The sequence below is a fragment of the Paraburkholderia gardini genome (assembly GCF_907164545.1).
GTDB classification, from domain to species: domain Bacteria; phylum Pseudomonadota; class Gammaproteobacteria; order Burkholderiales; family Burkholderiaceae; genus Paraburkholderia; species Paraburkholderia gardini.
In genome coordinates this window covers 74,898-96,517 of the sequence record NZ_CAJQZB010000012.1, presented here as the reverse complement: position 1 = coordinate 96,517, position 21,620 = coordinate 74,898, and the positions used below count along the sequence as shown (strand labels likewise).

Genomic DNA, 21,620 nt, shown 5'->3' with positions numbered 1-21,620 from the left:
GCGGCTTCGGGACGAAAGACGCAGACGGCAGCCAGGGGAAATCAGTAGGTGATTGTACCTAAGCTATTAATCAGCCGCTGTAGACCGGATGGCCTGTTGTTTTTGGCGCAAATGGCCGGCCGGCGCCGCACCGTATCGGGCCGGACGGAATTCCGGCGTGCGATATTCCGGCAGCTAGACGGCGTCGCCGTGTCGCCCGGCGCCGTTGGCGAAGCGGGCCGCACCGGCGATGCCCTGTTCGAAGACGGCCGCATAGCCACCCGCGCCTTCGCGGCGCAATGCTTCCACGAGCGGATCGAGCAGGCTGTTTTCCAGCGCCGAGCGACGGTCGGCGAGGAGGGCGGCCTGCGGCAACGCGGCCAGTTGCGTGGCGAGCGCCTCGGCGCTCGCGCGGGCGGTGCCGTCGGGGACGACGCGATTGGCGAGACCGAAGGCGAGCGCTTCGCGGGCATCGATCGCGCGGCCGGTCAGGATCAGGTCCAGCGCACGCGACAGACCGATCAGGCGCGGCAGCCGGATGGTGCCGCCGTCGATCAGCGGAATGCCGACGCGCCGGCAGAACACGCCGAGCACCGCGCCTTCCTCGACGACGCGCAGATCGCACATCGCGGCCAGCTCCAGGCCGCCCGCGACGGCGTATCCTGAAATGGCTGCGATCACCGGCTTCGTGAACGCCATGCGCGTCGGGCCCATCGGGCCCGGGCCGCTGCCGTCCGGGTGCAGTTCGTTGCGACGGGCCTCGTCGGCGAGCGCGCTCAGGTCGGCACCGGCGCAGAACGAGCCGCCCGCGCCGAACAGCACGGCCGCGTGCCACGCCGGATTCGTCTCGAAGCGCTGGAATGCGGCGCTGAGCGCATCGGCGAGCGGGCGGTCGACGGCATTGCGGCGCCCCGGCCGGTCGAGCACCACGGTGGCGATCGCACCGTCCGCCTCGATGCGGACGTGTTCGCCGAAGGTTTCGGTCGTCATGGCGGTTCTCCGCGGTGCCTGTATCGATGTCTGGAGAAAAAACGAATAACGGTAAAGCGATGCGGCATGGCTATGCGCGACGCGGCGGACAGGGTCGCCGCGCGACTGTCACGCCGTTTTCATCAACACGTCGTAGCGTAAGCCACTTTTTTAACGTGCCGGCTGCGAGAGCGCCGGCGTATCGAGCCCGTACTGTCAGTGTCCATCTCATTGCCCGCATCGCTTGTTGTGCCGTCGCCGGTTGAACCGTTCTGGATCGTCACGCTGGATAACCATGTGCATTACGATTACGTGCGCCTGAAGCGCGTTTTCACCGCCGATGGCGCGCGCCATCAGGTCGTGCTGGTCGACGCGCAGCGGCTCATCACCTGTGCCGATCGCGACGATACCGATTACGTGCTGCGACCCGTCAACGAGTGGCACTCCGGCAAGGTGCGCGGCATCCGCGAATTCCTCGATCCCGCGAATGCGCGCGTGCCCGAGATGCCGTACGTGACGGTGAGCACGCGCCGCGCGCGCGGACTCGCCGGTTTGCTCGGCCTCGAAAAGGAAGGCGTGGTCGCGTTTCGCAACGGCCAGCATCGCGCGCGCTATCTGGCGGCAGCGGGCGGGCGCTGCTTTCCGGTCGAGGTCCACGAGCGCGAAGCCGCGTTGCTGCACCAGATGTGCGGCGCCTCCGAAGAAGCCCGCGCCGCGCTCGAGGCCGTCACGCTGCAAGCCGCGACGGCCGCGACGGCCGCGCTGAACGCCCCGGAGCAGTTGCGCTCCTAGGCGGATTGCGCACCCTGCACGACGTTGCGCGGCTTGCCTTCGATCCATGCCTTCACGTTGCCGAGCGTGGTGTCGGCGATTTCGTTCATCGCCTCGCGCGTGAAGAACGCCTGGTGGGCGGTCACGATCACGTTCGGGAACATCAGAAGTCGCGCGAGCACGTCGTCGAGAAGCGGCAGGTTCGAGTGATCCTCGAAGAAGAGGCCGCCTTCTTCCTCGTAGACGTCGAGTCCGAGATGGCCGAGCTGGCCGCTTTTCAGCGCGCCGACGAGCGCATTGCTTTCCACGAGGCCGCCCCGGCCGGTATTGATCAGCATCGCGCCGAACTTCATCTTCGCGAGCGCGCGGCCGTCGATCAGGTGATATGTCGCGGGCAGGAGCGGACAGTGCAGGCTGACCACGTCCGATTCGCCGAGCAGCGTATCGAGCGGCACGTACCGCGCGCCGAGCGCGAGCAGGTCGTCGGCGGGCGTGCCGGGATCGTACGCGAGCACGCGCATGCCGAAGCCCGCCATGATGCGGCCGAACCCGCGCCCGATCATGCCCGTCCCGATCACGCCGACTGTCTTGCCGTGCAGATCGAAACCAAGCAGCCCCTGCAGCGAGAAATCGCCTTCACGCGTGCGCGCGACGGCGCGCGGCAGACGCCGGTTCAGCGCGAGAATCAGCCCGACAGCGTGCTCCGCGACCGCGTGCGGCGAATAGGCCGGCACGCGCACGACCGGCATGCCGAGCTTCGCCGCCGCGGCCAGATCGACGTGGTTGAAGCCGGCCGAGCGTAGCGCGATGAGCTTCGTGCCACCTGCGTGCAGCGCCTGCAGCACGGCGGCATCGACCGAATCGTTGACGAACGGGCAGACGATTTCGTAACCCTTCGCCAGAATCGCCGTCTCGGCATCGAGGTGCGCTTCCTGGAAATGCACATCGAAGTCGAAAGCCGGCCTCGCCCCGGTGAACGTATCGATGTCGTACTGACGGCTGCTGAAGAGGATCATGCGCATGCAGTGCTCCCTATGCGTCGCGTGAAGCGGGTCCACCCCGGGAAACCCGGCCCACTATACGCCCGGAATTCCGGACAGATCCTTGCGCATCGAATCGGGCCGCGCGAGCGTCGACTGCGGATTCGCTCTGGCGGAAATGTCCCTGCGTGTAATCGATGACGGGCGCGGCAAAGCCGTGCGGAGCTGGCGATACAGCGGGCCTGTGACAGCGGCCGGCTTCTTCGAATTCAGATTTCCCGGTCCGCGGGGAAATTTCATCGCTAAAAAATCATATTGACAGTTTCCGGGAATTACAATATTTAGTTAAAAAAGCAACGACGTTTCGCTTCGTAAAAGAGTCTATATGTTGCTGTGCGGAAACAGAAAATGTTGTCGATTTTATGTAATCCGCAATATATTCAAATCCGGCTCTGCCGGGCGGCTAGCGGTTCTCCGGGTTGATGGACAACTTCACGAGGAAACGATGTCTGCCATTCATTTCATGCAGTCCGCCTGCATCCAGCAAGCGCGCCACGCCGTCATCATGGGCCGCGCGTGTCATTGAAGTGCAATAAACACCAGATCGAAGGCGTTCGTCAAAGTCCTGAATGAGGATGACTGACGTTCGCGGGCGGGGTAGTTGCAATCCGTCTTTAAGCCGGTTTCTTTCAGGATTTTTTAAGGTTTTTTATTAAATAAACCCGTAAACGACGAGAAACCACATGATCGGTGAATTGCTCAAGGCTCAACCCGAGATCGCTTTGTTTGCGAGTCTCGCGCTTGGATACTTCATCGGTTCTTTCAAGGTCGGACCCATCCAGCTGGGCGGTGTGTGCGGCACACTGATCGTGTCGCTGCTGCTCGGCCAGACGGGCGCCCGCATTGCGCCGGATCTGAAAAACATCGCATTCGCGCTATTTATTTTCGCGCTCGGTTTTACCGGCGGCCCGCAGTTCTTCGCCAATATCGGACGGGGCTGGCGATATGGGCTGCTGTCGGTGGTCGAAATCGTCTCGGTGGTCGTGCTGATCATGATCGCGGTCGCGTTGCTCGGGCTCGATCCGGGCACCGCATCGGGCCTGCTCGCGGGCGCCGCGACGGAATCCGCGGTGATCGGCACCGCTTCGGAAGCCATCTCGAAACTGGGCCTCGGCGACGTGGAAACGGCACGTCTGCAGGCCAACATCGTGACCGCGTACAGCGTCAGTTACCTGTTCGGCCTGATCACCATCGTGCTCTTCACCAGTCAGTTCGCGCCGCTGCTACTGCGCGTCAATCTGCGTGAAGAGGCCGAACGCGTGTGGCGCAAGCTCGGCGGCAGCGGCGCGCTCGACGAAGGCCAGCGGCTTGCCGCACCGCCGCTCGTCGGCCGGGCGTTCAAGGTGAGCGGCGCGGCGGGCGTCACGGTCAGCGCGCTGGAACTGCGGTACGGCGGCAACCTGACGGTCGAACAGGTGGAGCGCGGCGGCATCGCGCTGCCGGTCGAGCCGCAGCTGACGCTTGCAGCCGGCGATCTCGCGCTGGTGGCCGGCCGGCGCGCGGCGCTGGTCGAGGCGTCGCCCCACATCGGCGAGGAAGTTGGCGGCGAACAGGTCGGCCCGGCGACGGGCGAGCGCGTCGACGTCGTGCTGACGCTGCGTGAGGCACACGGCCTGACGGTCGCGCAGGTGCGCGAGCGCGCCGGGCCGGAAGAAGGGCGCGGTGTTTATATCGCCGCGGTCACCCGGTTCGAAACGACCGTGCCTGCGTTGCCGAACACCGAGCTGAATCGCGGCGACGTGCTGACGCTGGTCGGCACGAAGAAGGACGTCGCCCGGGGCGCGAAGAAGCTCGGCTATGTCCTCGTGGCGACGCAGAAGACCGACTTCGTCTATCTCGGGCTGGGCGTGCTCGTCGGGATGGCGATCGGGCATCTGGGCGGCCGGATCGGCGGCGTGTCGGTCGCGCTCGGCACGGGCGGCGGATGCTTGCTGTCCGGCTTGCTGTTTGGCTGGATCCGTTCCCACTACCCGTTGATCGGCTCGCTGCCCTCGGCGGCCGCGCAGATTCTCAAGGACTTTGGCCTCGCGACGTTCATCGCCGCGGTTGGACTGTCCGCCGGGCCGGATGCGATACGCCTCGTGCATCAGTACGGGCTCGCGCTGCCGGTTGCCGGCATCCTGATGGTGCTGATTCCTGGCCTGCTTTCGCTGTGGATCGGCCGCGTCTTCCTCAAACTCGAAGCGCCGATGCTGCTGGGCGCGATCGCCGGCCAGCAATGCAGCACGCCTGCGATCAGCGCGCTCGTCGGCGTGACCGGCAATTCGACGCCGGTGATCGGCTACACGATCACCTATGCTTTGTCGAACATCCTGCTGCCTTTGCTTGGGCCGCTCGTCGTCGGGCTGTCGGGCAAGTTCGGCTGAGCCGGCTGGCTTCGGCCTGCCTTCTTTTACCGGGAACCGCGGCAGGTACGGCACAGGGAAAGCTTCACGCAACACGGATCGCGCGACACGCACGTCACAGGCGTCTTCAGACGCCGGCAGCGGGAGAGACGCACACGCGGCCGCCGCCGCGTGGGGCAGCAGACCAGCAACGTCAGGCAGCAACGGGATCAACCAACCTGAGGGCACGATGGACTGGCTACATGACATCTTTCACAAATCGCCTGAAATCGCGTTGTTTCTTTCGCTGGCAGTGGGCTACCTGATCGGTCAGATCCGCTTCGGCAAATTCCAGCTGGGGGGCGTCGGCGGGTCGCTGCTGGCGGCGGTGGTGATCAGCCAGGCCGGCGTCACGATCGATAACGGCGTGAAGTCGGTGATGTTCGCCTTGTTCATCTACGCGGTCGGCTACGACTCCGGCCCCCAGTTCTTCAACTCGCTCAACCGCAAGACGCTGCGTGAGATCGCGATGGCGCTGTTTCTCGCGGTGTCGGCGCTGGCGACCGTCGTCGTATGCGCGAAGCTCTTCGGCCTGAACAAGGGCCTGGCGGCCGGGCTCGCGGGCGGCGCGCTGACGCAGTCGGCGATCATCGGCACGGCCGGCGATGCGATCGCGCGTCTCGGCCTGCCTGCCGATCAGGTGAAGTCGCTGCAATCGGATGTGGCGATTGCCTACGCCGTGACCTACGTATTCGGCTCACTCGGCGCGATCATCGTCTGCGTGAACATCCTGCCGAAGTTCATGGGGCAGAGCCTGCGCGACGCGTCGATCGATGCGGAAAAAGCGCTCGTGGGCGACACGGCCGTGCGTGGGCCGGGTCAGATCACGGCGCTGCCGGAACTGGTTGGACGCGCGTATCGCGTCGGACCGGCCGCGGGCAGGCAGGTCGCCGAACTCGAACTGAGCCAGAACGACACGATCACGATCGAACGCATCCGGCGCGCGGGCAAGACGCTCGAGCCCCGCCCGGATATCGTGCTGCTGAAAGACGACATCGTACTGATCGCCGGACGCCGCGACGGCATGGTCGGCGTCGCGGCGCTGATTGGTCCCGAGACAGGCGATACCGACGGCATCAGCCTTGTGATGCAGACGCGTCAGGGCGTGTTCACGCGCAAGGGCATGAATCACACGACGATCGCCGCCGTGCGCACCACCGTCGATCGCGACATGCGCCATGGCGTGTTCATCGAGAGCGCGACGCGCGCCGGCCAGCCGCTGCCGGTCCTGCCGGAGACGAAGCTCGAACACGGCGACGTCATCACGTTCTACGGTTCGCCGAAGGACACGAAACGCGCTGTCGACGAAGCCGGTTACGAACTGCCCTACAGCAACAAGACCGACTTCATCTATATGGGCGTGGGTCTGGTGCTGGGTCTGCTGATCGGCCTGATCGTCGTGCGGATGGGCGGCATTCCGCTCACGCTCGGTTCGGGCGGCGGGTGCCTGCTGGCCGGGCTGCTGTTCGGCTGGATGCGCGGCAAGCATCCGATGTACGGCGTGATGCCTTCGGCGGCGTCGCGGCTGCTGCAGGACTTCGGGCTTGCTTCGTTCGTGGCGGTGGTCGGTCTGAATTCGGGGTTGCAGGCAGTGGTGACGGTCAGGCAGAGCGGCATCACGATCTTTCTGCTCGGCGTGTTCGTCACGTTGTTCCCGTTGCTGCTGACAATGCTCTTTGGGCGTTACGTGCTTCGCTATAACAATGCCGCGCTTCTTGCCGGCGCGCTGTCCGGATCGCGCAGTGCGAACCCGGCGTTCGGCGGCGTGCTCGACAAGGCGGAAAGCGCGGTACCCACCGTGCCGTTCGCGATCACGTATGCGATTGCGAACGTGTTGCTGACGTTGCTTGGGCCGCTCGTTGTCGGACTTGTCTAGCGGCTTTTCAGCGTGCTGATGGATGCACCGATATCACATCGCGACGAACCTGAACCCGGATGAGACGCATGGCGGCACTCAGCTTCGTCTTCTCTCATGCGCCTGCGGCGCCCGGAACTGGGCACAACCCCGGCGTTTTACATCTGGTCCAACGGAGAACGCATCATGGCAAAAAGTAAAGGCGGTAATGGCGACAAGGCCAGTCTCGCTGCACTCAGCCCGTTCGAGCTGAAGGATGAACTGATCAAGGCCGCCGGCGGCGGCGCGGTCGCGCGCCCGGCCAACGCGGCGATGCTGAACGCAGGCCGCGGCAATCCGAACTTTCTCGCGACGATTCCGCGTCATGGCTTCTGGCAGCTCGGTCTCTTTGCGATGCGCGAATCGGAACGCTCGTTTGCGTATATGCCGGAGGGCGTCGGCGGTTTTCCGAAGCGGGAAGGGCTGACGGAGCGTTTCGAGCTCTTCGTGCGGGAGAACAGGGGCGTGCCGGGCGTTGCGTTTCTGGCCGGCGCCGTGTCGTATGTGCGCGACCAGCTCGGCCTGAGCGCGGGTGACTTCCTGTATGAAATGTGCGAAGGCATTCTCGCGTCGAACTATCCGGTGCCTGACCGGATGCTGAAGCTGTCGGAGATCATCGTCGGACAGTATCTGCGCCGCGAGATGATCGGCGACCATCCGTTCGTCGGCGAATTCGACATCTTCGCGGTGGAAGGCGGCACCGCGGCGATGACGTACATCTTCAACACGATGCGCGAGAATCACCTGATCAAGGCAGGCGACACGATCGCGCTCGGCATGCCGATCTTCACGCCGTACATCGAGATTCCGCGGCTGAACGATTACCAGCTGAACGTGGTGAATCTGAACGCGGCCGTCGAGAACAACTGGCAGTACTCGAAGAAGGAACTCGACAAGCTGCGCGACCCGAAGGTGAAGGCGTTCTTTCTCGTGAATCCGAGCAATCCACCTTCGGTGCGGATCAACGATGAGAGCCTCGAATACATCGCGGATATCGTCAAGGAACGCCCGGACCTGATCCTGCTGACCGACGACGTGTACGGCACATTCGCCGACAACTTCGTTTCGCTGTTTGCGCTGGCGCCGAAGAACACGATTCTGGTGTACTCGTACTCGAAGTATTTTGGCGCGACGGGCTGGCGGCTCGGCACGATCGCGACGCATCGTGACAACGTGCTCGACAGGCTGATCAGCGAGTTGCCGAAAGAGGCGAAGAAGGAACTGCATCACCGCTATGAGTCGATCACGACAGAGCCGGACAAGCTGAAGTTCATCGACCGGCTGGTTGCGGACAGCCGGACAGTGGCGCTGAATCACACAGCCGGACTGTCGACGCCGCAGCAGGTGCAGATGGTTCTGTTCTCGCTCTTCTCGTTGATGGATACGCCAGATGCGTACAAGAACGCACTCAAGCGGCTGATTCGCAGCCGCAAGAAAGCGCTCTTTGAAGAGGTCGGGATTTCGTTCCCGGACGAGGACGAGAATCAGGTCGACTACTACACGATTCTCGATATGGCGTTTCTCGGCGAGCGGGCGTTCGGGAAGGAGTTTGTTGAGTGGCTCTTCAAGAATACCGAGCCGCAGGAACTGTTGTTCCGGCTCGCCGCCGATGCAAGGGTTGTGTTGCTGCCGGGGCTCGGGTTTGGGACCGCCCATCCGTCTGGTCGGGTTTCTCTTGCTAATCTCAATGAGTCCGATTATCGGGCTATTGGTCGCGCTATGCGGAAGCTTATCGAAGAGTATGTTGAGAGGTTTAATTCCGCTACCGGGAAGAAGCTGGATAAGGGTAAGGTTAAGTAGTTTTTTTGGCCTTTCCCTGTATTGGTGGTGGTCTATTGGCGTTGCCCCTGTGCGGGGCGGCACCTACTTTTCTTTGTCCCCCAAGGGGACTTCCTTCGGGGCGCCTTGCCAAAGAAAAGTAGGCAAAAGAAAGGCGCTCCGAAAACTCACCTTTTCCTGGTGTGTCATCCCCGGGGAATGGCAATCCATGAGGTGTCGCCCCCGCACTTCAAACCGCGCTGGTCCGCGCACGATCTGGTCTCCCGCGCAGCATCGCCTCTGGCACAGCAGTCATTCACCGGCCTGGCGCTACGCGCCTTGCCGTGAGGCCGCACGGCCTCGCGGCATAGCGGCCTGGCGGTATGGCCTTTGCCTCCGATGCTCGTCGCCCTTCGCGGATTCACTTAAGGACAGCGCTCTCTCGCAACAAAACCAATGAACCCCTTGCGCAAAGCCCCATAACCGTGAATGATCAAAAATCCGTCGCAGCATTAAACCGCAAGCAGCAAGCATCCGCCGAACGCCAGAGAACAGAATGTCGACCCTCATCCCTTGCCCCACTGTCGAGTCCCTCGACGCAATCCTTCCCGAAGAGCCCCTCCTGATGATGGGCGCCGGCCCAGTCCCGATTCCGGCCGCCGTCGCCAAGGCGAATACGATCGTCATCAATCATCTCGGCGCCACGATGGTCAAGGTCATCGGCCAGGTCAAAACCATGGCCCGTTATGTCTTCCAGACCAACTCGAAATGGGTGCTCGGCGTCGCAGGCCCAGGATCGGCCGCCATGGAAATGGCAATCTCCAATCTCGCGTGGAACGGCACCCGCGTGCTCGCCATCAAGAACGGCTTCTTCAGCGAACGCATGGCGGAAATGGGACGCCGTGTCAGTGCCCACGTGTCCACGCTCGATGTCCCCGACGGCGAAGTCGCCAGCCTCGAACAGGTCGCGGATGCCATTCGTCGTGAACGCCCCGAAATCGTCACGATCGTGCAAGGCGAAACGTCCAACACGATCTGGAATCATCACCTCAAAGACATCGCGGCACTCGCGAAAGCCGCCGGCGCACTCGTCATCGTCGATGCGGTCTGTACGCTCAGCACCATGCCGCTCGAAATGGACGCGTGGGGAATCGATGCGGTCATCACCGGTGGTCAGAAAGGCCTGTCGTCTATTCCCGGTGTGTCGCTGATCGCGTTCTCGGATGCAGCATGGGCCCGCGTCAAGGCGCGTACGCAACCGAACGCGCACTGGTGTCTCGACGCCTCGCTCGCGGAAAACTTCTGGCATAACGCGGGGTATCACTACACGGCCCCCGTCTCCGGTGTGCTCGCGCTTCATGAGGCGCTGCGGCTCGTCTGCGCGGAAACGCTCGAAAAACGCTTCGCCCGTCACCTGAAATGCTCGGTCGCGCTGCAGGAAGGCGTCGCGTCGATGGGCCTCACACTCTATGCGCCGCCGGCGTGCCGCCTGAATTCGGTCGTGGGTATCGAGGTGCCGAAAGGCCTGAGTCCCGGCGATATCTGCGGTCACATCTCGCATCATCATCAGGTCGAAATCTCGGGCTCGTTCGGCCTGCCGATCGTGCGCATCGGACAGATGGGCGAGCAGTGCCGTGAACACAATCTTTTCCGCACGCTGCACGCGCTAGGTCGCACCATGGTCGATCTCGGTGTCGCGATCGATCTGCCAGCCGGTGTCGCCGCACTGGAAAAGTCTCTGTCGAACGGGTCGCGCAGCGCCGCCCGCGCGGCGTAAATGCGAAAACGCCCGTGCTGATTAGTTCAGCACGGGCGTTTTTGTCAGGCGCTCGACTGCAACGCCTGAAGACTCACGGCGGATTCACAGCGCGGCCTGCGTGCCCGACACGCGCGCGTGCCGCAAATACAGCATCATCGAAAGCGCGACCGCCGCAGCCGAAGCAACCGCGGCAAACAGAAACACCGATGCATACCCGAACTCCCCCGCGATATAACCCGCGAGCGGCCCGGTAATCCCCAGCGACAGATCCAGAAATACCGAATATGCGGAAAGCGCCGCACCGCGACTCGCCGGTGGCACGAGCGCGACCGCCTCGACGCCCAGCGCCGGAAACACGAGCGCGAAACCGAAGCCGGTGAGCGCGGCGCCGGCCAGCGCGAAATGCGGTTCGGGCGCAAGCCACAACATCAGCAGCCCGACGCACTCGAATGCGAACGATGCAATCGCCACGCGAAAACCGCCGTACGTGCGGATCGTGTTCGCAAACAGCAGACGCGAACCGACGAACAGCGTGCCGAACACGGTCAGCGAAAGCGCCGCGTTCGGCCAGTGGCGCGCCGCGTAAAAGAGCGTGATGAACGTGGCGATCGAACCAAAACCCGCCGACCCGAGCGCGAGCCCAATGCCGTGCGGCAGCACGCGCGTGAACACGCTGCGGTACGACATGCGTTCGCCGTGCACGACGGGCACCGGCGCGATCGGCCGGGCCAGATAGACGCCGAGCGCCGCCAGCGCGATCACGACAAAACCGAGCGCCTCGAATCCGACCGTATGCACGATCGCCACGCCAAGCGGCGCGCCGATCGCGAGCGCGCCGTATGTCGCAATGCCGTTCCACGAAATCACGCGCGCGTTGTTCGCGGTGCCGATACGCCCGATGCCCCACAAAATCGCACCCGTGCCGCACAGGCTTTCGCCGAAACCCAGCGTGAGGCGGCTGATCACGAGCAACCCCAGGCTGAGCGCCGGCCAGCGGCCGCACAGCACGGCCGCGAGCAGCAGCACGCCGCTCGCACCGCAACCGATCAAGCCGATGGTGACAGTCTTCTTCGGCCCGAGCGTATCGGCCGAGCGGCCGGCGATGGGGCGCGAGGCGAGCGTCGCGAAATACTGCACGCTGATCGCAAGACCCGCGAGGATCGCGCTGTAACCGAGGTTGTCGTGGACGTAACCCGGCAGCACGGCAAGCGGTATGCCGATCGTCAGGTAGCAAAGAAACGTAAAAAAGACGACCGGAATGATCTGGAGCGTGGTCGCAAATTCACTGCGGGATGAGACAGAGTCGGCTGACATGGGGAAAACGAGAATTGAAAACGGCAGAAGGGCGTGATTTTCCCATGGAATGGGACGTTCTGCAGGACTTGCTTAATATTTTCCGCTATTCAAAAACGGTGCCAAATGAGAAAAGATCAGATCAGGTAGCCAGTTTCATCGAAATCCAGCGCTGCGCACCTTCGCCTCTTCGAACGCGACTTGTACGTAAACGGTATTAATCTAAAAAACATGCCAAAACGGACAGTTCAATATACGTCCATGGGGTAAATCCCTGCCCGATTTATCGCAGCAACGATATGCCCCGCATGCGATCGCCGCTATGGGTTGCGACTATTGATGATGTTAGTTTTCGAGACATCAACTGCATGACCGTCCCCACGGACGCAGAGAAACAAGGAAGAGACATGAGCCAGCCGATCCGCTTTTATCACCGCAACGCGATTCGCGAAGTCAGCGACGCGCCCGTCACCCGCACCGTCCTGCAATACCTGCGCGAAGATGCGCACTGCACGGGCACCAAGGAAGGCTGCGCCGAAGGCGACTGCGGTGCGTGCACGGTCGTGATCGGCGAGCGCGACGAAGCGGGCGGCGTCAACTTCAAGTCGGTCAACGCGTGCATCCAGTTCCTGCCGACGCTCGACGGCCGGGCGCTTTTCACCGTCGAGGATCTGCGTCAGCCGGACGGATCGCTGCATCCGGTGCAGCAGGCGATGGTCGACTGTCACGGCTCGCAGTGCGGTTTCTGCACGCCTGGCTTCGTGATGTCGATGTGGTCGCTGTACGAAAAGCACGGTCACGAGCATTCCTGCGCGAACAAAACCGTGCCGTCGCGCACGGATATCAGCAACGCGCTGACGGGCAACCTGTGCCGCTGCACGGGCTATCGTCCGATCGTCGACGCGGCAGTGCAGATGTTCGACGCGCCGCCGCCGAAAGCGCCGGTCGACATCGCGGCGCTCTCTCGCACGCTGGCGACGCTCCAGCGCACCGACACGTTCCACTATGAACACGCCGGCCAGCAGTTCGACGCGCCGCGCACGCTCGAGGCGCTCGCCGCGATCAAAGCCGCGCAACCGGCGACGCGCATTCTCGCGGGCAGCACGGACATCGGCCTGTGGGTCACGAAGCTGATGCGCGATCTCGGCAATATTGTCTACGTCGGGCAGATCGAGGCGCTCCAGCACATCGAAACATCCGCGGACTGGATCAGCATCGGCGCGGGCGTGACGGTCGAGCGCGCGTACGCCGAACTCGCCACGCACTATCCGGAGCTGACGGAAATGTGGAAGCGTTTCGCGTCGCTGCCGATCCGCAACGCGGGCACGCTCGGCGGCAACATCGCGAACGGCTCGCCGATCGGCGACTCGATGCCGGGCCTGATCGCACTCGGCGCGCGCGTCGTGCTGCGCGGCAATGACGTCGAGCGTGAATTGCCGCTCGAAGACCTGTACCTCGCGTATCAGAAGAAGGACATGGCGGAGCACGAGTTCGTCGTCGGCCTGAAGGTGCCGGCGCGCACCGGCCGCCGCGCGAACCTGCAATTCCGCACGTACAAGATTTCGAAGCGCTTCGACTCGGATATTTCCGCCGTGTGCGCGGCATTCTCGTTCATCGCCGATGGCGAGACCGTGCGCGAGCCGCGCATCGCGTTCGGCGGCATGGCCGCGACGCCGAAGCGCGCGACGCATGCCGAAGCGGTCCTGAACGACGCCGTCTGGCACGAAGCGACCGCGCAGGGCGCGATGCTCGCGCTCGGCAAAGACTACGCGCCGCTCTCGGACATGCGTGCCACCGACGGCTACCGTCTCGAAGCGGCGAAAAACACGCTGTATCGCTTCTGGCTGGAAACGCGTCCGCACGATCCGCTGCCGAAAGAAGCGCTGGACGTCCGCGCAGTTGAAGCCGCAGGCGCGTAAAGAACAGGAAACGGAGAACATACAAATGAACCAGCAAGCTGAACCGTTCCTGAAAGACGCCCAGGCGCGCGAGGATCTCGCCGATCTCACGCAGGTCCACGTATCGCGTCCGCACGAATCCGCGCATCTGCACGTGAGCGGCCGCGCCACTTATACCGATGACATTCCGGTCGTCGCCGGCACGCTGCACGCGGCGCTCGGTCTGTCGGCGAAGGCGCACGCGAAAATCGTGTCGATGTCGTTCGACGCGGTGCGCGCGACGCCCGGCGTCGTCGCGGTCTTCACCGCCGACGACATTCCCGGCACGAACGATTGCGGCCCGATCATCCACGACGATCCGGTGCTCGCGGATGGCGTCGTGCAATACGTCGGCCAGCCGATGTTCATCGTCGTCGCCACGTCGCACGAAACTGCGCGGCTCGCGGCGCGTCGCGCGCAGGTCGTCTACGAGGAACTGCCCGCGATCCTGACGGCGCAGCAGGCGCGCGCCGCGCAGTCGTACGTGCTGCCGCCGATGAAGCTCGCGCGCGGCGACGCCGGCGGCAAGATCGCGCGCGCGCCGCATCGCGAAGCGGGCGAGATGACGCTCGGCGGCCAGGAGCAGTTCTATCTGGAAGGCCAGATCTCGTACGCGGTGCCGAAGGACGACGACGGCATGCATGTGTGGTGCTCGACGCAGCACCCGAGCGAAATGCAGCATCTGGTTGCACATGTGCTCGGCGTGCATTCGCACAACGTGCTGATCGAATGCCGGCGGATGGGCGGCGGCTTCGGCGGCAAGGAATCGCAATCGGGTCTCTTCGCGTGCTGCGCGGCGCTCGCCGCGTGGAAGCTGCTGTGTCCGGTGAAGCTGCGTCCGGACCGCGACGACGACATGATGGTCACCGGCAAGCGCCACGATTTCCACTACACGTACGAAGTGGGCTACGACGACGCGGGCGTGATCGACGGCGTCTCGGTCGACATGACGTCGCGCTGCGGTTTCTCCGCCGACCTGTCCGGCCCGGTGATGACGCGCGCGGTGTGCCACTTCGACAACGCGTACTGGCTGCCGGACGTTTCGATCGCGGGGCAGTGCGGCAAGACGAACACGCAGTCGAACACGGCGTTCCGCGGTTTTGGCGGCCCGCAAGGCGCGTTCGCGATCGAGTACATCATCGACGACGTCGCGCGCTCGACGGGCCTCGATTCGCTCGACGTGCGCCGCCGCAACCTGTACGGCAAGACCGAACGCAACCTGACGCCGTACGGCCAGACGGTCGAAGACAACGTCATCCACGAACTCATCGACGAGCTCGAGGCAACGAGCGACTATCGCGCGCGCCGCGGATCGATCCGCGCGTTCAACGCGAACAACACGATCCTGAAGAAGGGGCTGGCGCTCACGCCGGTGAAATTCGGCATCGCGTTCAACGTGACGCACTTCAACCAGGCTGGCGCACTCGTCCACATCTATACCGACGGTTCGGTGCTCGTGAATCACGGCGGCACGGAAATGGGCCAGGGCCTCAACACGAAGGTCGCGCAGGTCGTCGCGCACGAACTCGGCATTCCGTTCGAACGCGTGCGCGTGACGGCGACCGATACGAGCAAGGTGGCGAATACGTCGGCGACGGCGGCTTCCACGGGTTCCGACCTGAACGGCAAGGCCGCGCAGGACGCCGCGCGTCAGCTGCGCGAGCGCCTCGCCGTGTTCGCCGCGGAGAAGTTCGGCGCGGGCGAGGTGAGCGCCGCGAACGTGCGGTTCGCGAACGACAGCGTGCTCGTCGGCGGGACGGTCGTGCCGTTCGAAGAGGTGATCTCGAAGGCGTATCTGGCCCGCGTGCAGTTGTGGTCCGACGGTTTCTACGCGACGCCGAAGCTCTACTGGGATCAGGCGAAGCTGCAGGGCAGGCCGTTCTATTACTACTCGTATGGCGCGGCGGTGTCGGAAGTCGTGATCGATACGTTGACGGGCGAAATGCGTGTGCTGCGCGCCGATGCGCTGCACGACGTGGGCGCATCGCTCAATCCGGCGCTCGACGTCGGGCAGGTCGAGGGCGGCTTTATCCAGGGCATGGGCTGGCTCACCACCGAGGAACTGTGGTGGAACGCGGGCGGCAAGCTGATGACGCACGCGCCTTCCACGTACAAGATCCCGACCGTGAACGATACGCCGCCGGACTTCCGCGTGAACCTGTTCAAGAACCGCAACGCGGAGGACAGCATTCATCGCTCGAAGGCGGTCGGCGAGCCGCCGCTCCTGCTGCCGTTCTCGGTGTTCTTCGCGATCCGCGACGCGGTGGCGAGCGTCGGCGACTACAAGGTCAATCCGCCGCTCAACGCACCCGCGACGAGCGAGGAGATTCTCAAGGCCATCAACGCTGTACGCGCTGCCGGTGCGGCGGGCGCGGACCGGCGCGGCTAACGGGAGGAGCAATGCATATGTTCGCGACGAATCCCGGCGTTCCGCTTCAGACCGGCAGGCGCCGCGCCGTTGCGGCGTCGCGACCCGCGCTGCCGCCGATGCACATCGTGCTGTTCGGCGCGGGCCACGTCGGTCATGCGCTGGTTTCGCTGCTGGGCAACCTGCCGTGTGTCGTGCAGTGGGTCGACGAGCGCGACGAACTTTTCCCCGACGAAGTCCCGGCCAACGTGCAGGTCGAAGCGACCGATACGCCCGATGCAATCGTCGATCATGCGCCCGCCGGTGCGTACTTTCTCGTGATGACACACAACCACGCGCTGGATTTTGCGCTGGCGGCGCGCATCATGCGAAGGCACGATTTCGCGTACTTTGGAATGATCGGATCGAAGACGAAGCGCGTGAAGTTCGAGCGCCGGTTGATCGAGCGCGGCGTCGGCCCGGAACGGCTCATCGAGATGACCTGCCCGATCGGCGTGCCGGGCATCGTCGACAAGGCGCCGCCCTCGATCGCGATCGCAGTGGCGGCGGAGCTGTTCAAGGTGCGCTCGCAGGAAGCGGCGATGGCAGTTGTTTGCGAAACGTCGCACGCCGCTTCGCGTGAAACCAGGCGCGTTTCGTTGCCGCAGCTAGAGAAGGTCTGAACTTCGAGCGGCGTGTGCGTTTGGCCCATGCCGCTCACGCTAATCGCACATCGCGCCGTTCACCCGCCGGCGGTATCCGTTGTGCTCACTGAGCGCGTTTTCTTCCCCCTCCCGCACCCCGCGCGACCAGCCCATCCGACACCTGCGCCATCAAGCCGCGCAACCAGCCGATATCGCTTGGCCGGTCCGGCTGCGGATGCCACATCTGATAGCACTTGATCCTCGGAAACGGAATCGGCGCCTCGACGACCGCGAGCGGCAGCATGTGCGCGTAGTGCATCGCGAAGCGGCGCGTCGTCGTGAAGATCAGATCGGATTGCAGCAGCACCTGCGGCACGAGGCCGAAGTAGGGCAGCGTCGCGACAATGCGCCGGTGCGCGCCGGCCTTCGCGAGACCCACGTCGATCGCGCCGGCGTTGCCGCCGGTGTACGGCGTCGGCGCGAGATGCGCGGCTTCCAGGTAGGCATCGCGCGTGAGCGGCGCGTTCGCGAGCGGATGATCCGCGCGCATCATGCACACGACGGTGTCGGAAAACAGGTCGCTTTTCTCGAAGCGCGCATCCGGCTTCGCCCAGTTGCCGATCACGAGATCGAGTTCACCCGCGTCGAGTGCGGCGCTGTGATCGAGCGTCGGATACAGCGAATCGATTTCCAGACGCGCATGCGGCGCCGCCTCGCGGAACTGCGCGATGACGGTCGGCATGAAGAAATCGTTCAGATAATCGGGCGCCGCGACGCGAAACGTGCGGCGCGAGCGCGCCGGATCGAAGTCGCCGTGCGGCGTCGCGACGAAGTCGACTTCGCGCAGCACGCGCTGCGCCGATGCCAGCAGCGACTCGCCGTATTCGGTCGGCACCATGCCGGACTTGCCGCGCACGAGGATCGGGTCGTTCAGCGTTTCGCGCAGCTTGCGCAGCGCGGTGCTGATCGCCGGCTGGGTCTGGTTCAGGCGCAGCGCGGCCTGCGTGACGCTGCGCTCGACGAGCAGCGTACGCAGTACGCGAACGAGCCAGATATCGAGGGAAGCAGTGGTTTCGTCCATGCGCGGGCAGGCGTATCAGGCCGTATCGGTACGACAGGGCCGACACGGCGGTTGCAGGGGATTCGCCGGGCAACTCGCTGCGGCAGGACCGCGCCGGTTACCTTGCGTAGCCCGTAACCTTAGTCCTTTGTGGCGCGCCGGCCATAGCGCGCGCGGTATGGCCGGCATCACGGCGCCCAGCCACGCAGCTGTCCACACCTCAGATGGCGTGCGTCAGCCCTGACGGCAGCGAGCTGATCCGTTTCACTTCCTTCGAATCCAGCCAGTTTGGCGTGCGCGCGCAGTACAGCACCATCGGCAACGCGTCTTCGCCCCAGAACAGCTGCTTGTTCATCCAGAAGGTGGGAACGCCGAACACGCCGAGCTTCGTCGCTTCGGTCGTATTGCGGCGAAGCTGTTCCTTCGTTGCCTCGCGTTCGATCATCGCCGGGCCGTCCGGCAACCCGACGCGCTCGCACAGCGCGGCGAAGCCTGCCTCGGTAGACGGATCGCGGCCGTCGCGCCAGATGAAGCGGAACATCTCCCGTACGCAGACGAAGTCGGCCTGGGCGGCCGTCGCGAGAAGCAGCGCCTTCGTCGGGTCGAACGGATGCGCGGGCGGCATCCGGAACGGAATGCCCAGCTGTTCGGCCCTGAAGAGCGCATGCCGGTAGATGAACGTGCGTTTTTCAGGCGCCGTCCCGGGCGCGCGCTGTCCCCAGTGCCGGTACAGTTCGAGCAGCGCGACAGGCGTCAGCACGAACGGCATGTCCGGCCATTTATCGTGCTGTTCGAGCAGGAGATAGGTGAACGGCGAGACAAAGTCGTAAAACCACAGCGGTTGCGTGGGGTCGATGGCATGCGTCATGTTTGTCTCCCGGATTCAGGCGCCGATCCTGCGCGCCCGTCAATTTTGTCTTGATCTTACGCAAACGCGGCCGCGGATGCAGCCTGCCTGCGTCGAACGGTTGTTCAGCGGACACTGAAAGTGCGGTTCCCGTCCGGATTTCGTCCGGCCGGGTTTCCGTGCGCCGTGGCGGCCGTTGTAGCGGTCATGTGGCCTGCGTCGGCGTCGAGGGCGGAGGTGCGGTGGAGTCGTCATCGTGCGCAGCGTCGCGGCTGGCATCGTGCGCAGCGGCGGCGGGCTCTTCGGCAGACTCTTCAGCGGGCGTCTCGTGCGGATGCTCGAGCCGGCTACGCACGAAGCCGATATGCTCGCGCAGCACGTAGAACTGGTCCGCATAGGCGAGCGGCATCTTGAGACCGTTCACGGCGTCTTCGATCGCGTCGAGCCGCGCGATCAATGCCCTTTTGTCCTTTGGCGACGTTTCGCCCAACGATTCGCGTTCGATCGCGATCAGCGTGCCGTACCAGCGGTAGATGCGCGACTTCACGCGCCACGCGTACAGCGAAGGCACCAGCCGCAGACCCGGAATCAGCACCACGATGATCGGCACCAGCAGCACGATCAGCCGGTCGGCGAGGCTCGCGAGCCAGAACGGCAGCGAGCGGTACAGAAAGCTCTTGCCCGACTTGTAGTAGCGCGCGGCGTCGTCGCTGATCGGGAAGTCGTACGCACGCGGCGCCGGAAATTCGCCGGCGCGTTGCAGGATATTCGCCTTGCCGTGCACTTCGCGCGCGGCTTCGATCAGCAGGTCCGAGAGCGCCGGGTGCAGCGAATCGCGCGCGATGAGTTCGGTGGTCGGCGCGACCGTATGGATATCGAGCGCCGGCAGGTTGCGGCCGAGGTCGAAGGAGCCCATCGGGAACGTGATTGCCGTCAGATACGGAAAGCGCCGCGTGTAGGCATTGGTCTGCGTGAAGTCGAAGAACTGCACGTTGGGCGTACGGGTCAGTTTTGCCATCGTCGGCGGCTGCGCGGAGTCGCCAGTGAGAAACGCCGCGTCGACCTTGCCGTCGATCAGCGCCTGCGCCGCGTCGTCGCCGGACAGCGCGAGCAGTTTCGTGGTGCCGCCCGGCGCGATGCCGTTCGCCTTCAGCAGCGCGAGCGCGAGTTCGCGCGTGCCGCTGCCCTCCGCGCCGACGGCGATCCGCAGACCCTTGAATTCCGAGAGCCGTCGCACGAACGGTCCGTGATAGAAGATCGCGACCGGCACGTACGAGACGCTGCCGAGCGACATCAGGCCGCTGGTCGCCGAAGGCGGCGCGATGCCGTCCTGCACGAAGCCGACATCCACCTTCGAGGCCGGATCGGACAGGCGCTTGAGGTTGTCGAGCGCGCCTTCCGACGAAAGCACGTTCAGCGTGATGTGATTGCGCGCGAGGATTGTCTTGTACTTCTGCGCGGCGTTCCAGAACGAACTGCCTTCGGGGCCGGCGCTGATGGTGAGCGTATTGGGCGGTGCGGGCTGGATCAGGCGCACGGCGAGGTAGATCGCGACGGCGCTGATCAGCAGGATCGGGCCGAACGTGACGGCCAGGTCGCGCCAGGAGATCGCGACGAAGCGGGCAACGAGGCGGGGCGCCTTGCGGTCGGTGGGGCCGGGACGGCCTCTGGAAAACTTCATCGGTCGACGGGGCAGCAGGGCAGACGGACAGTGAATAAACACGCCGCGCAATGCAGGCAGGCGGCGTACGCTCGCGCCGATGGTACATGAGATTGACGGCCCGACCACCGCGGGGGCGACCTGGACGCCGGACAAACGCGTAACAAATCGTGAATCGCATGAGCCGCATGAACCGCACGTGGCCGGAGCCCGACCCGGACGCGAACGGCACACGCACGACAGACACCGCGCTACCCCGGTAAAACCCTTTGCGCTTCTGGCGCGGCTAGATTAAATTGTATTTCGCCGCAGCCAGTCAACGCCTGCGTCGCGCCATCCGGCCGTTCAGAAGAGAACCGGGAGCGCACGTCATGCTGCCGCGGTCTGGTCAACGCTCCGCCTGCCGGCTCGCGTCGCCATCGCCTCTCCTGCCTCTCGCACCGCGTGTCGAAGCCAAAGCCGGCCGTCGCCTGTCGCGTCCCGTGACGCCGCGCGACCCGGCCGCGCGTAGTCGTAACGAAGCAGTGAGTCAATGCGGTCCAACCGAAGTAAAAAAGGAGAAGTCATGAAACCGGTCGATTTTCTGAAGGCGCTGGGTGGTGTCGTCTGTGTCGTGGTGGCGTGTAACGCATACGCCCAGTCGAGTGACGCGATGGCGGCAAGCGGCACGATGGCCCCGCCGTCCGCGCAATCCGCGAAAAAGGTGAACCGCTCGCTGGGCCTCGCCGTGCGCAAGGCGCTCGCCAAAAGCTCCATCAACGTGTCGAGCATCGCCGTGCGTGCGCGTAGCGGCGCGGTGACGCTGACCGGCTCGGTGCCGGATGCGAGTCAGATCGAGAAGGCCGGTACCGTGGCGAAGGGCGTTGCCGGCGTGACGTCGGTCACCAACAAGCTGTCGGTGCAGGCACAGTAAGCGCATGTTGTGCCGTGTCGCCGGAGTGACTCCGTGCGCCTGACAACAGAATGACTTCCTGGCAGCGCATACTGTGGGAACGGGCTTCCGGAGAGGCGACATGGCACATCAGGACGACAGCGACCTGCCGACCGGCGAACAGGCGGCGTTCGAACTCGCGTGCGAGCGGTATGGTTTTTCGACGCGCCAGTTCGAGATCACGAACTTTGTCGACGATACGAGCGGCGCGCATGGCCGCTTCGTGACCGTGCGGCGTTATGGCGGCCGTGCACAGTCGTATCACGCCGACAGCGTCGGCCAGTGGGTGAAGGAATTCGAGGCCGATCTGACCTGCCGGTTCTTCAAATAGCGATCGCGCGCCGGGC

At 64.3% G+C, this 21,620-nt stretch carries 16 protein-coding genes; 10 read left to right on the top strand and 6 right to left on the bottom strand.

The annotated features are described in order from the left end of the window. Positions 1-174: 174 nt before the first annotated feature. Positions 175-969, bottom strand: coding sequence for a crotonase/enoyl-CoA hydratase family protein (locus LPA37_RS11245; protein ID WP_228974912.1), 795 nt, complete (start codon positions 967-969; stop codon positions 175-177). Positions 970-1,167: 198 nt separating this feature from the next. On the opposite strand from LPA37_RS11245, the gene LPA37_RS11240 reads away from it, so the two are divergent. Beyond that, the gene (locus LPA37_RS11240) at positions 1,168-1,740 is read left to right on the top strand and encodes a plasmid fertility inhibition factor family protein (protein WP_229012575.1); all 573 of its coding nucleotides are present in this window, start codon (positions 1,168-1,170) and stop codon (positions 1,738-1,740) included. Here LPA37_RS11240 and LPA37_RS11235 read toward each other — a convergent pair. After that, the gene (locus LPA37_RS11235; RefSeq protein ID WP_228974908.1) at positions 1,737-2,741 is read right to left on the bottom strand and encodes a 2-hydroxyacid dehydrogenase; all 1,005 of its coding nucleotides are present in this window, start codon (positions 2,739-2,741) and stop codon (positions 1,737-1,739) included. The two genes, LPA37_RS11240 and LPA37_RS11235, sit on opposite strands and share 4 nt — an antisense overlap. Before the next feature lie 701 nt (positions 2,742-3,442). Between LPA37_RS11235 and aspT (LPA37_RS11230) the strand changes: the two genes are divergently transcribed. The 4 genes from aspT (LPA37_RS11230) (at position 3,443) to LPA37_RS11215 (ending at position 10,572) form a co-directional block, all read left to right on the top strand. Beyond that, a complete protein-coding gene (gene aspT, locus LPA37_RS11230) occupies positions 3,443-5,125 on the top strand; it encodes an aspartate-alanine antiporter (RefSeq protein WP_228974906.1) in 1,683 nt (560 codons plus the stop codon). Between the two features lie 208 nt (positions 5,126-5,333). Next, entirely contained in the window at positions 5,334-7,019 is a 1,686-nt protein-coding gene (aspT, locus tag LPA37_RS11225; protein ID WP_229012574.1) for an aspartate-alanine antiporter, read from the top strand. 165 nt (positions 7,020-7,184) lie between these two features. Beyond that, positions 7,185-8,837, top strand: a complete 1,653-nt coding sequence (locus LPA37_RS11220; protein WP_229012573.1) for a bifunctional aspartate transaminase/aspartate 4-decarboxylase — start codon at positions 7,185-7,187, stop codon at positions 8,835-8,837. Positions 8,838-9,351: 514 nt separating this feature from the next. Continuing rightward, complete coding sequence (locus tag LPA37_RS11215; RefSeq protein WP_228974899.1) at positions 9,352-10,572, top strand: pyridoxal-phosphate-dependent aminotransferase family protein; 1,221 nt, start codon at positions 9,352-9,354, stop codon at positions 10,570-10,572. Positions 10,573-10,656: 84 nt separating this feature from the next. On the opposite strand, the gene LPA37_RS11210 is transcribed toward LPA37_RS11215, so the two are convergent. Beyond that, positions 10,657-11,868, bottom strand: coding sequence for an MFS transporter (locus tag LPA37_RS11210; RefSeq protein WP_229012572.1), 1,212 nt, complete (start codon positions 11,866-11,868; stop codon positions 10,657-10,659). Between the two features lie 386 nt (positions 11,869-12,254). On the opposite strand from LPA37_RS11210, the gene xdhA reads away from it, so the two are divergent. The 3 genes from xdhA to xdhC are packed head-to-tail and all read left to right on the top strand — an operon-like array spanning position 12,255 to position 16,814. Further along, complete coding sequence (gene xdhA / locus LPA37_RS11205) at positions 12,255-13,766, top strand: xanthine dehydrogenase small subunit (protein WP_229012571.1); 1,512 nt, start codon at positions 12,255-12,257, stop codon at positions 13,764-13,766. A 25-nt stretch (positions 13,767-13,791) separates the two neighbouring features. Continuing rightward, the gene (gene xdhB, locus LPA37_RS11200; RefSeq protein WP_229012570.1) at positions 13,792-16,173 is read left to right on the top strand and encodes a xanthine dehydrogenase molybdopterin binding subunit; all 2,382 of its coding nucleotides are present in this window, start codon (positions 13,792-13,794) and stop codon (positions 16,171-16,173) included. An 11-nt stretch (positions 16,174-16,184) separates the two neighbouring features. Further along, positions 16,185-16,814 carry a xanthine dehydrogenase accessory protein XdhC gene (xdhC, locus tag LPA37_RS11195; RefSeq protein WP_228974890.1) on the top strand — a complete coding sequence of 210 codons (630 nt, stop codon included), beginning with the start codon at positions 16,185-16,187 and terminating at the stop codon, positions 16,812-16,814. An 85-nt stretch (positions 16,815-16,899) separates the two neighbouring features. On the opposite strand, the gene LPA37_RS11190 is transcribed toward xdhC, so the two are convergent. From LPA37_RS11190 to LPA37_RS11180, 3 genes are all read right to left on the bottom strand, one after another. After that, positions 16,900-17,856, bottom strand: a complete 957-nt coding sequence (locus tag LPA37_RS11190) for a LysR substrate-binding domain-containing protein (RefSeq protein WP_228974889.1) — start codon at positions 17,854-17,856, stop codon at positions 16,900-16,902. Between the two features lie 199 nt (positions 17,857-18,055). Continuing rightward, complete coding sequence (locus LPA37_RS11185) at positions 18,056-18,703, bottom strand: 2-hydroxychromene-2-carboxylate isomerase (protein ID WP_228974887.1); 648 nt, start codon at positions 18,701-18,703, stop codon at positions 18,056-18,058. A gap of 184 nt (positions 18,704-18,887) precedes the next feature. Beyond that, on the bottom strand, positions 18,888-20,363 hold the full coding sequence (locus LPA37_RS11180) for a TAXI family TRAP transporter solute-binding subunit (RefSeq protein ID WP_229012569.1): 1,476 nt from the start codon (positions 20,361-20,363) through the stop codon (positions 18,888-18,890). A gap of 544 nt (positions 20,364-20,907) precedes the next feature. Here LPA37_RS11180 and LPA37_RS11175 point away from each other — a divergent pair. Together LPA37_RS11175 and LPA37_RS11170 are read left to right on the top strand one after the other, a co-directional pair. Further along, positions 20,908-21,255 (top strand): BON domain-containing protein, encoded by a 348-nt coding sequence (locus LPA37_RS11175; RefSeq protein ID WP_228974881.1) that lies wholly within the window; start codon positions 20,908-20,910, stop codon positions 21,253-21,255. Positions 21,256-21,355: 100 nt separating this feature from the next. Continuing rightward, entirely contained in the window at positions 21,356-21,604 is a 249-nt protein-coding gene (locus LPA37_RS11170; protein WP_228974879.1) for a hypothetical protein, read from the top strand. The last annotated feature ends 16 nt before the right edge of the window (positions 21,605-21,620 follow it).

Bases quoted from the DNA above. Each gene is read 5' to 3' on its own strand.
- LPA37_RS11220 (WP_229012573.1), top strand. From the start codon at position 7,185: ATGGCAAAAAGTAAAGGCGGTAATGGCGACAAGGCCAGTCTCGCTGCA.
- LPA37_RS11190 (WP_228974889.1), bottom strand. From the start codon at position 17,856: ATGGACGAAACCACTGCTTCCCTCGATATCTGGCTCGTTCGCGTACTG.
- LPA37_RS11210 (WP_229012572.1), bottom strand. From the start codon at position 11,868: ATGTCAGCCGACTCTGTCTCATCCCGCAGTGAATTTGCGACCACGCTC.
- LPA37_RS11185 (WP_228974887.1), bottom strand. From the start codon at position 18,703: ATGACGCATGCCATCGACCCCACGCAACCGCTGTGGTTTTACGACTTT.
- xdhC (WP_228974890.1), top strand. From the start codon at position 16,185: ATGCATATGTTCGCGACGAATCCCGGCGTTCCGCTTCAGACCGGCAGG.
- LPA37_RS11215 (WP_228974899.1), top strand. From the start codon at position 9,352: ATGTCGACCCTCATCCCTTGCCCCACTGTCGAGTCCCTCGACGCAATC.
- aspT (WP_228974906.1), top strand. From the start codon at position 3,443: ATGATCGGTGAATTGCTCAAGGCTCAACCCGAGATCGCTTTGTTTGCG.
- LPA37_RS11245 (WP_228974912.1), bottom strand. From the start codon at position 969: ATGACGACCGAAACCTTCGGCGAACACGTCCGCATCGAGGCGGACGGT.
- LPA37_RS11175 (WP_228974881.1), top strand. From the start codon at position 20,908: ATGAAACCGGTCGATTTTCTGAAGGCGCTGGGTGGTGTCGTCTGTGTC.
- LPA37_RS11170 (WP_228974879.1), top strand. From the start codon at position 21,356: ATGGCACATCAGGACGACAGCGACCTGCCGACCGGCGAACAGGCGGCG.
- xdhA (WP_229012571.1), top strand. From the start codon at position 12,255: ATGAGCCAGCCGATCCGCTTTTATCACCGCAACGCGATTCGCGAAGTC.
- LPA37_RS11235 (WP_228974908.1), bottom strand. From the start codon at position 2,741: ATGCGCATGATCCTCTTCAGCAGCCGTCAGTACGACATCGATACGTTC.
- LPA37_RS11180 (WP_229012569.1), bottom strand. From the start codon at position 20,363: ATGAAGTTTTCCAGAGGCCGTCCCGGCCCCACCGACCGCAAGGCGCCC.
- aspT (WP_229012574.1), top strand. From the start codon at position 5,334: ATGGACTGGCTACATGACATCTTTCACAAATCGCCTGAAATCGCGTTG.
- xdhB (WP_229012570.1), top strand. From the start codon at position 13,792: ATGAACCAGCAAGCTGAACCGTTCCTGAAAGACGCCCAGGCGCGCGAG.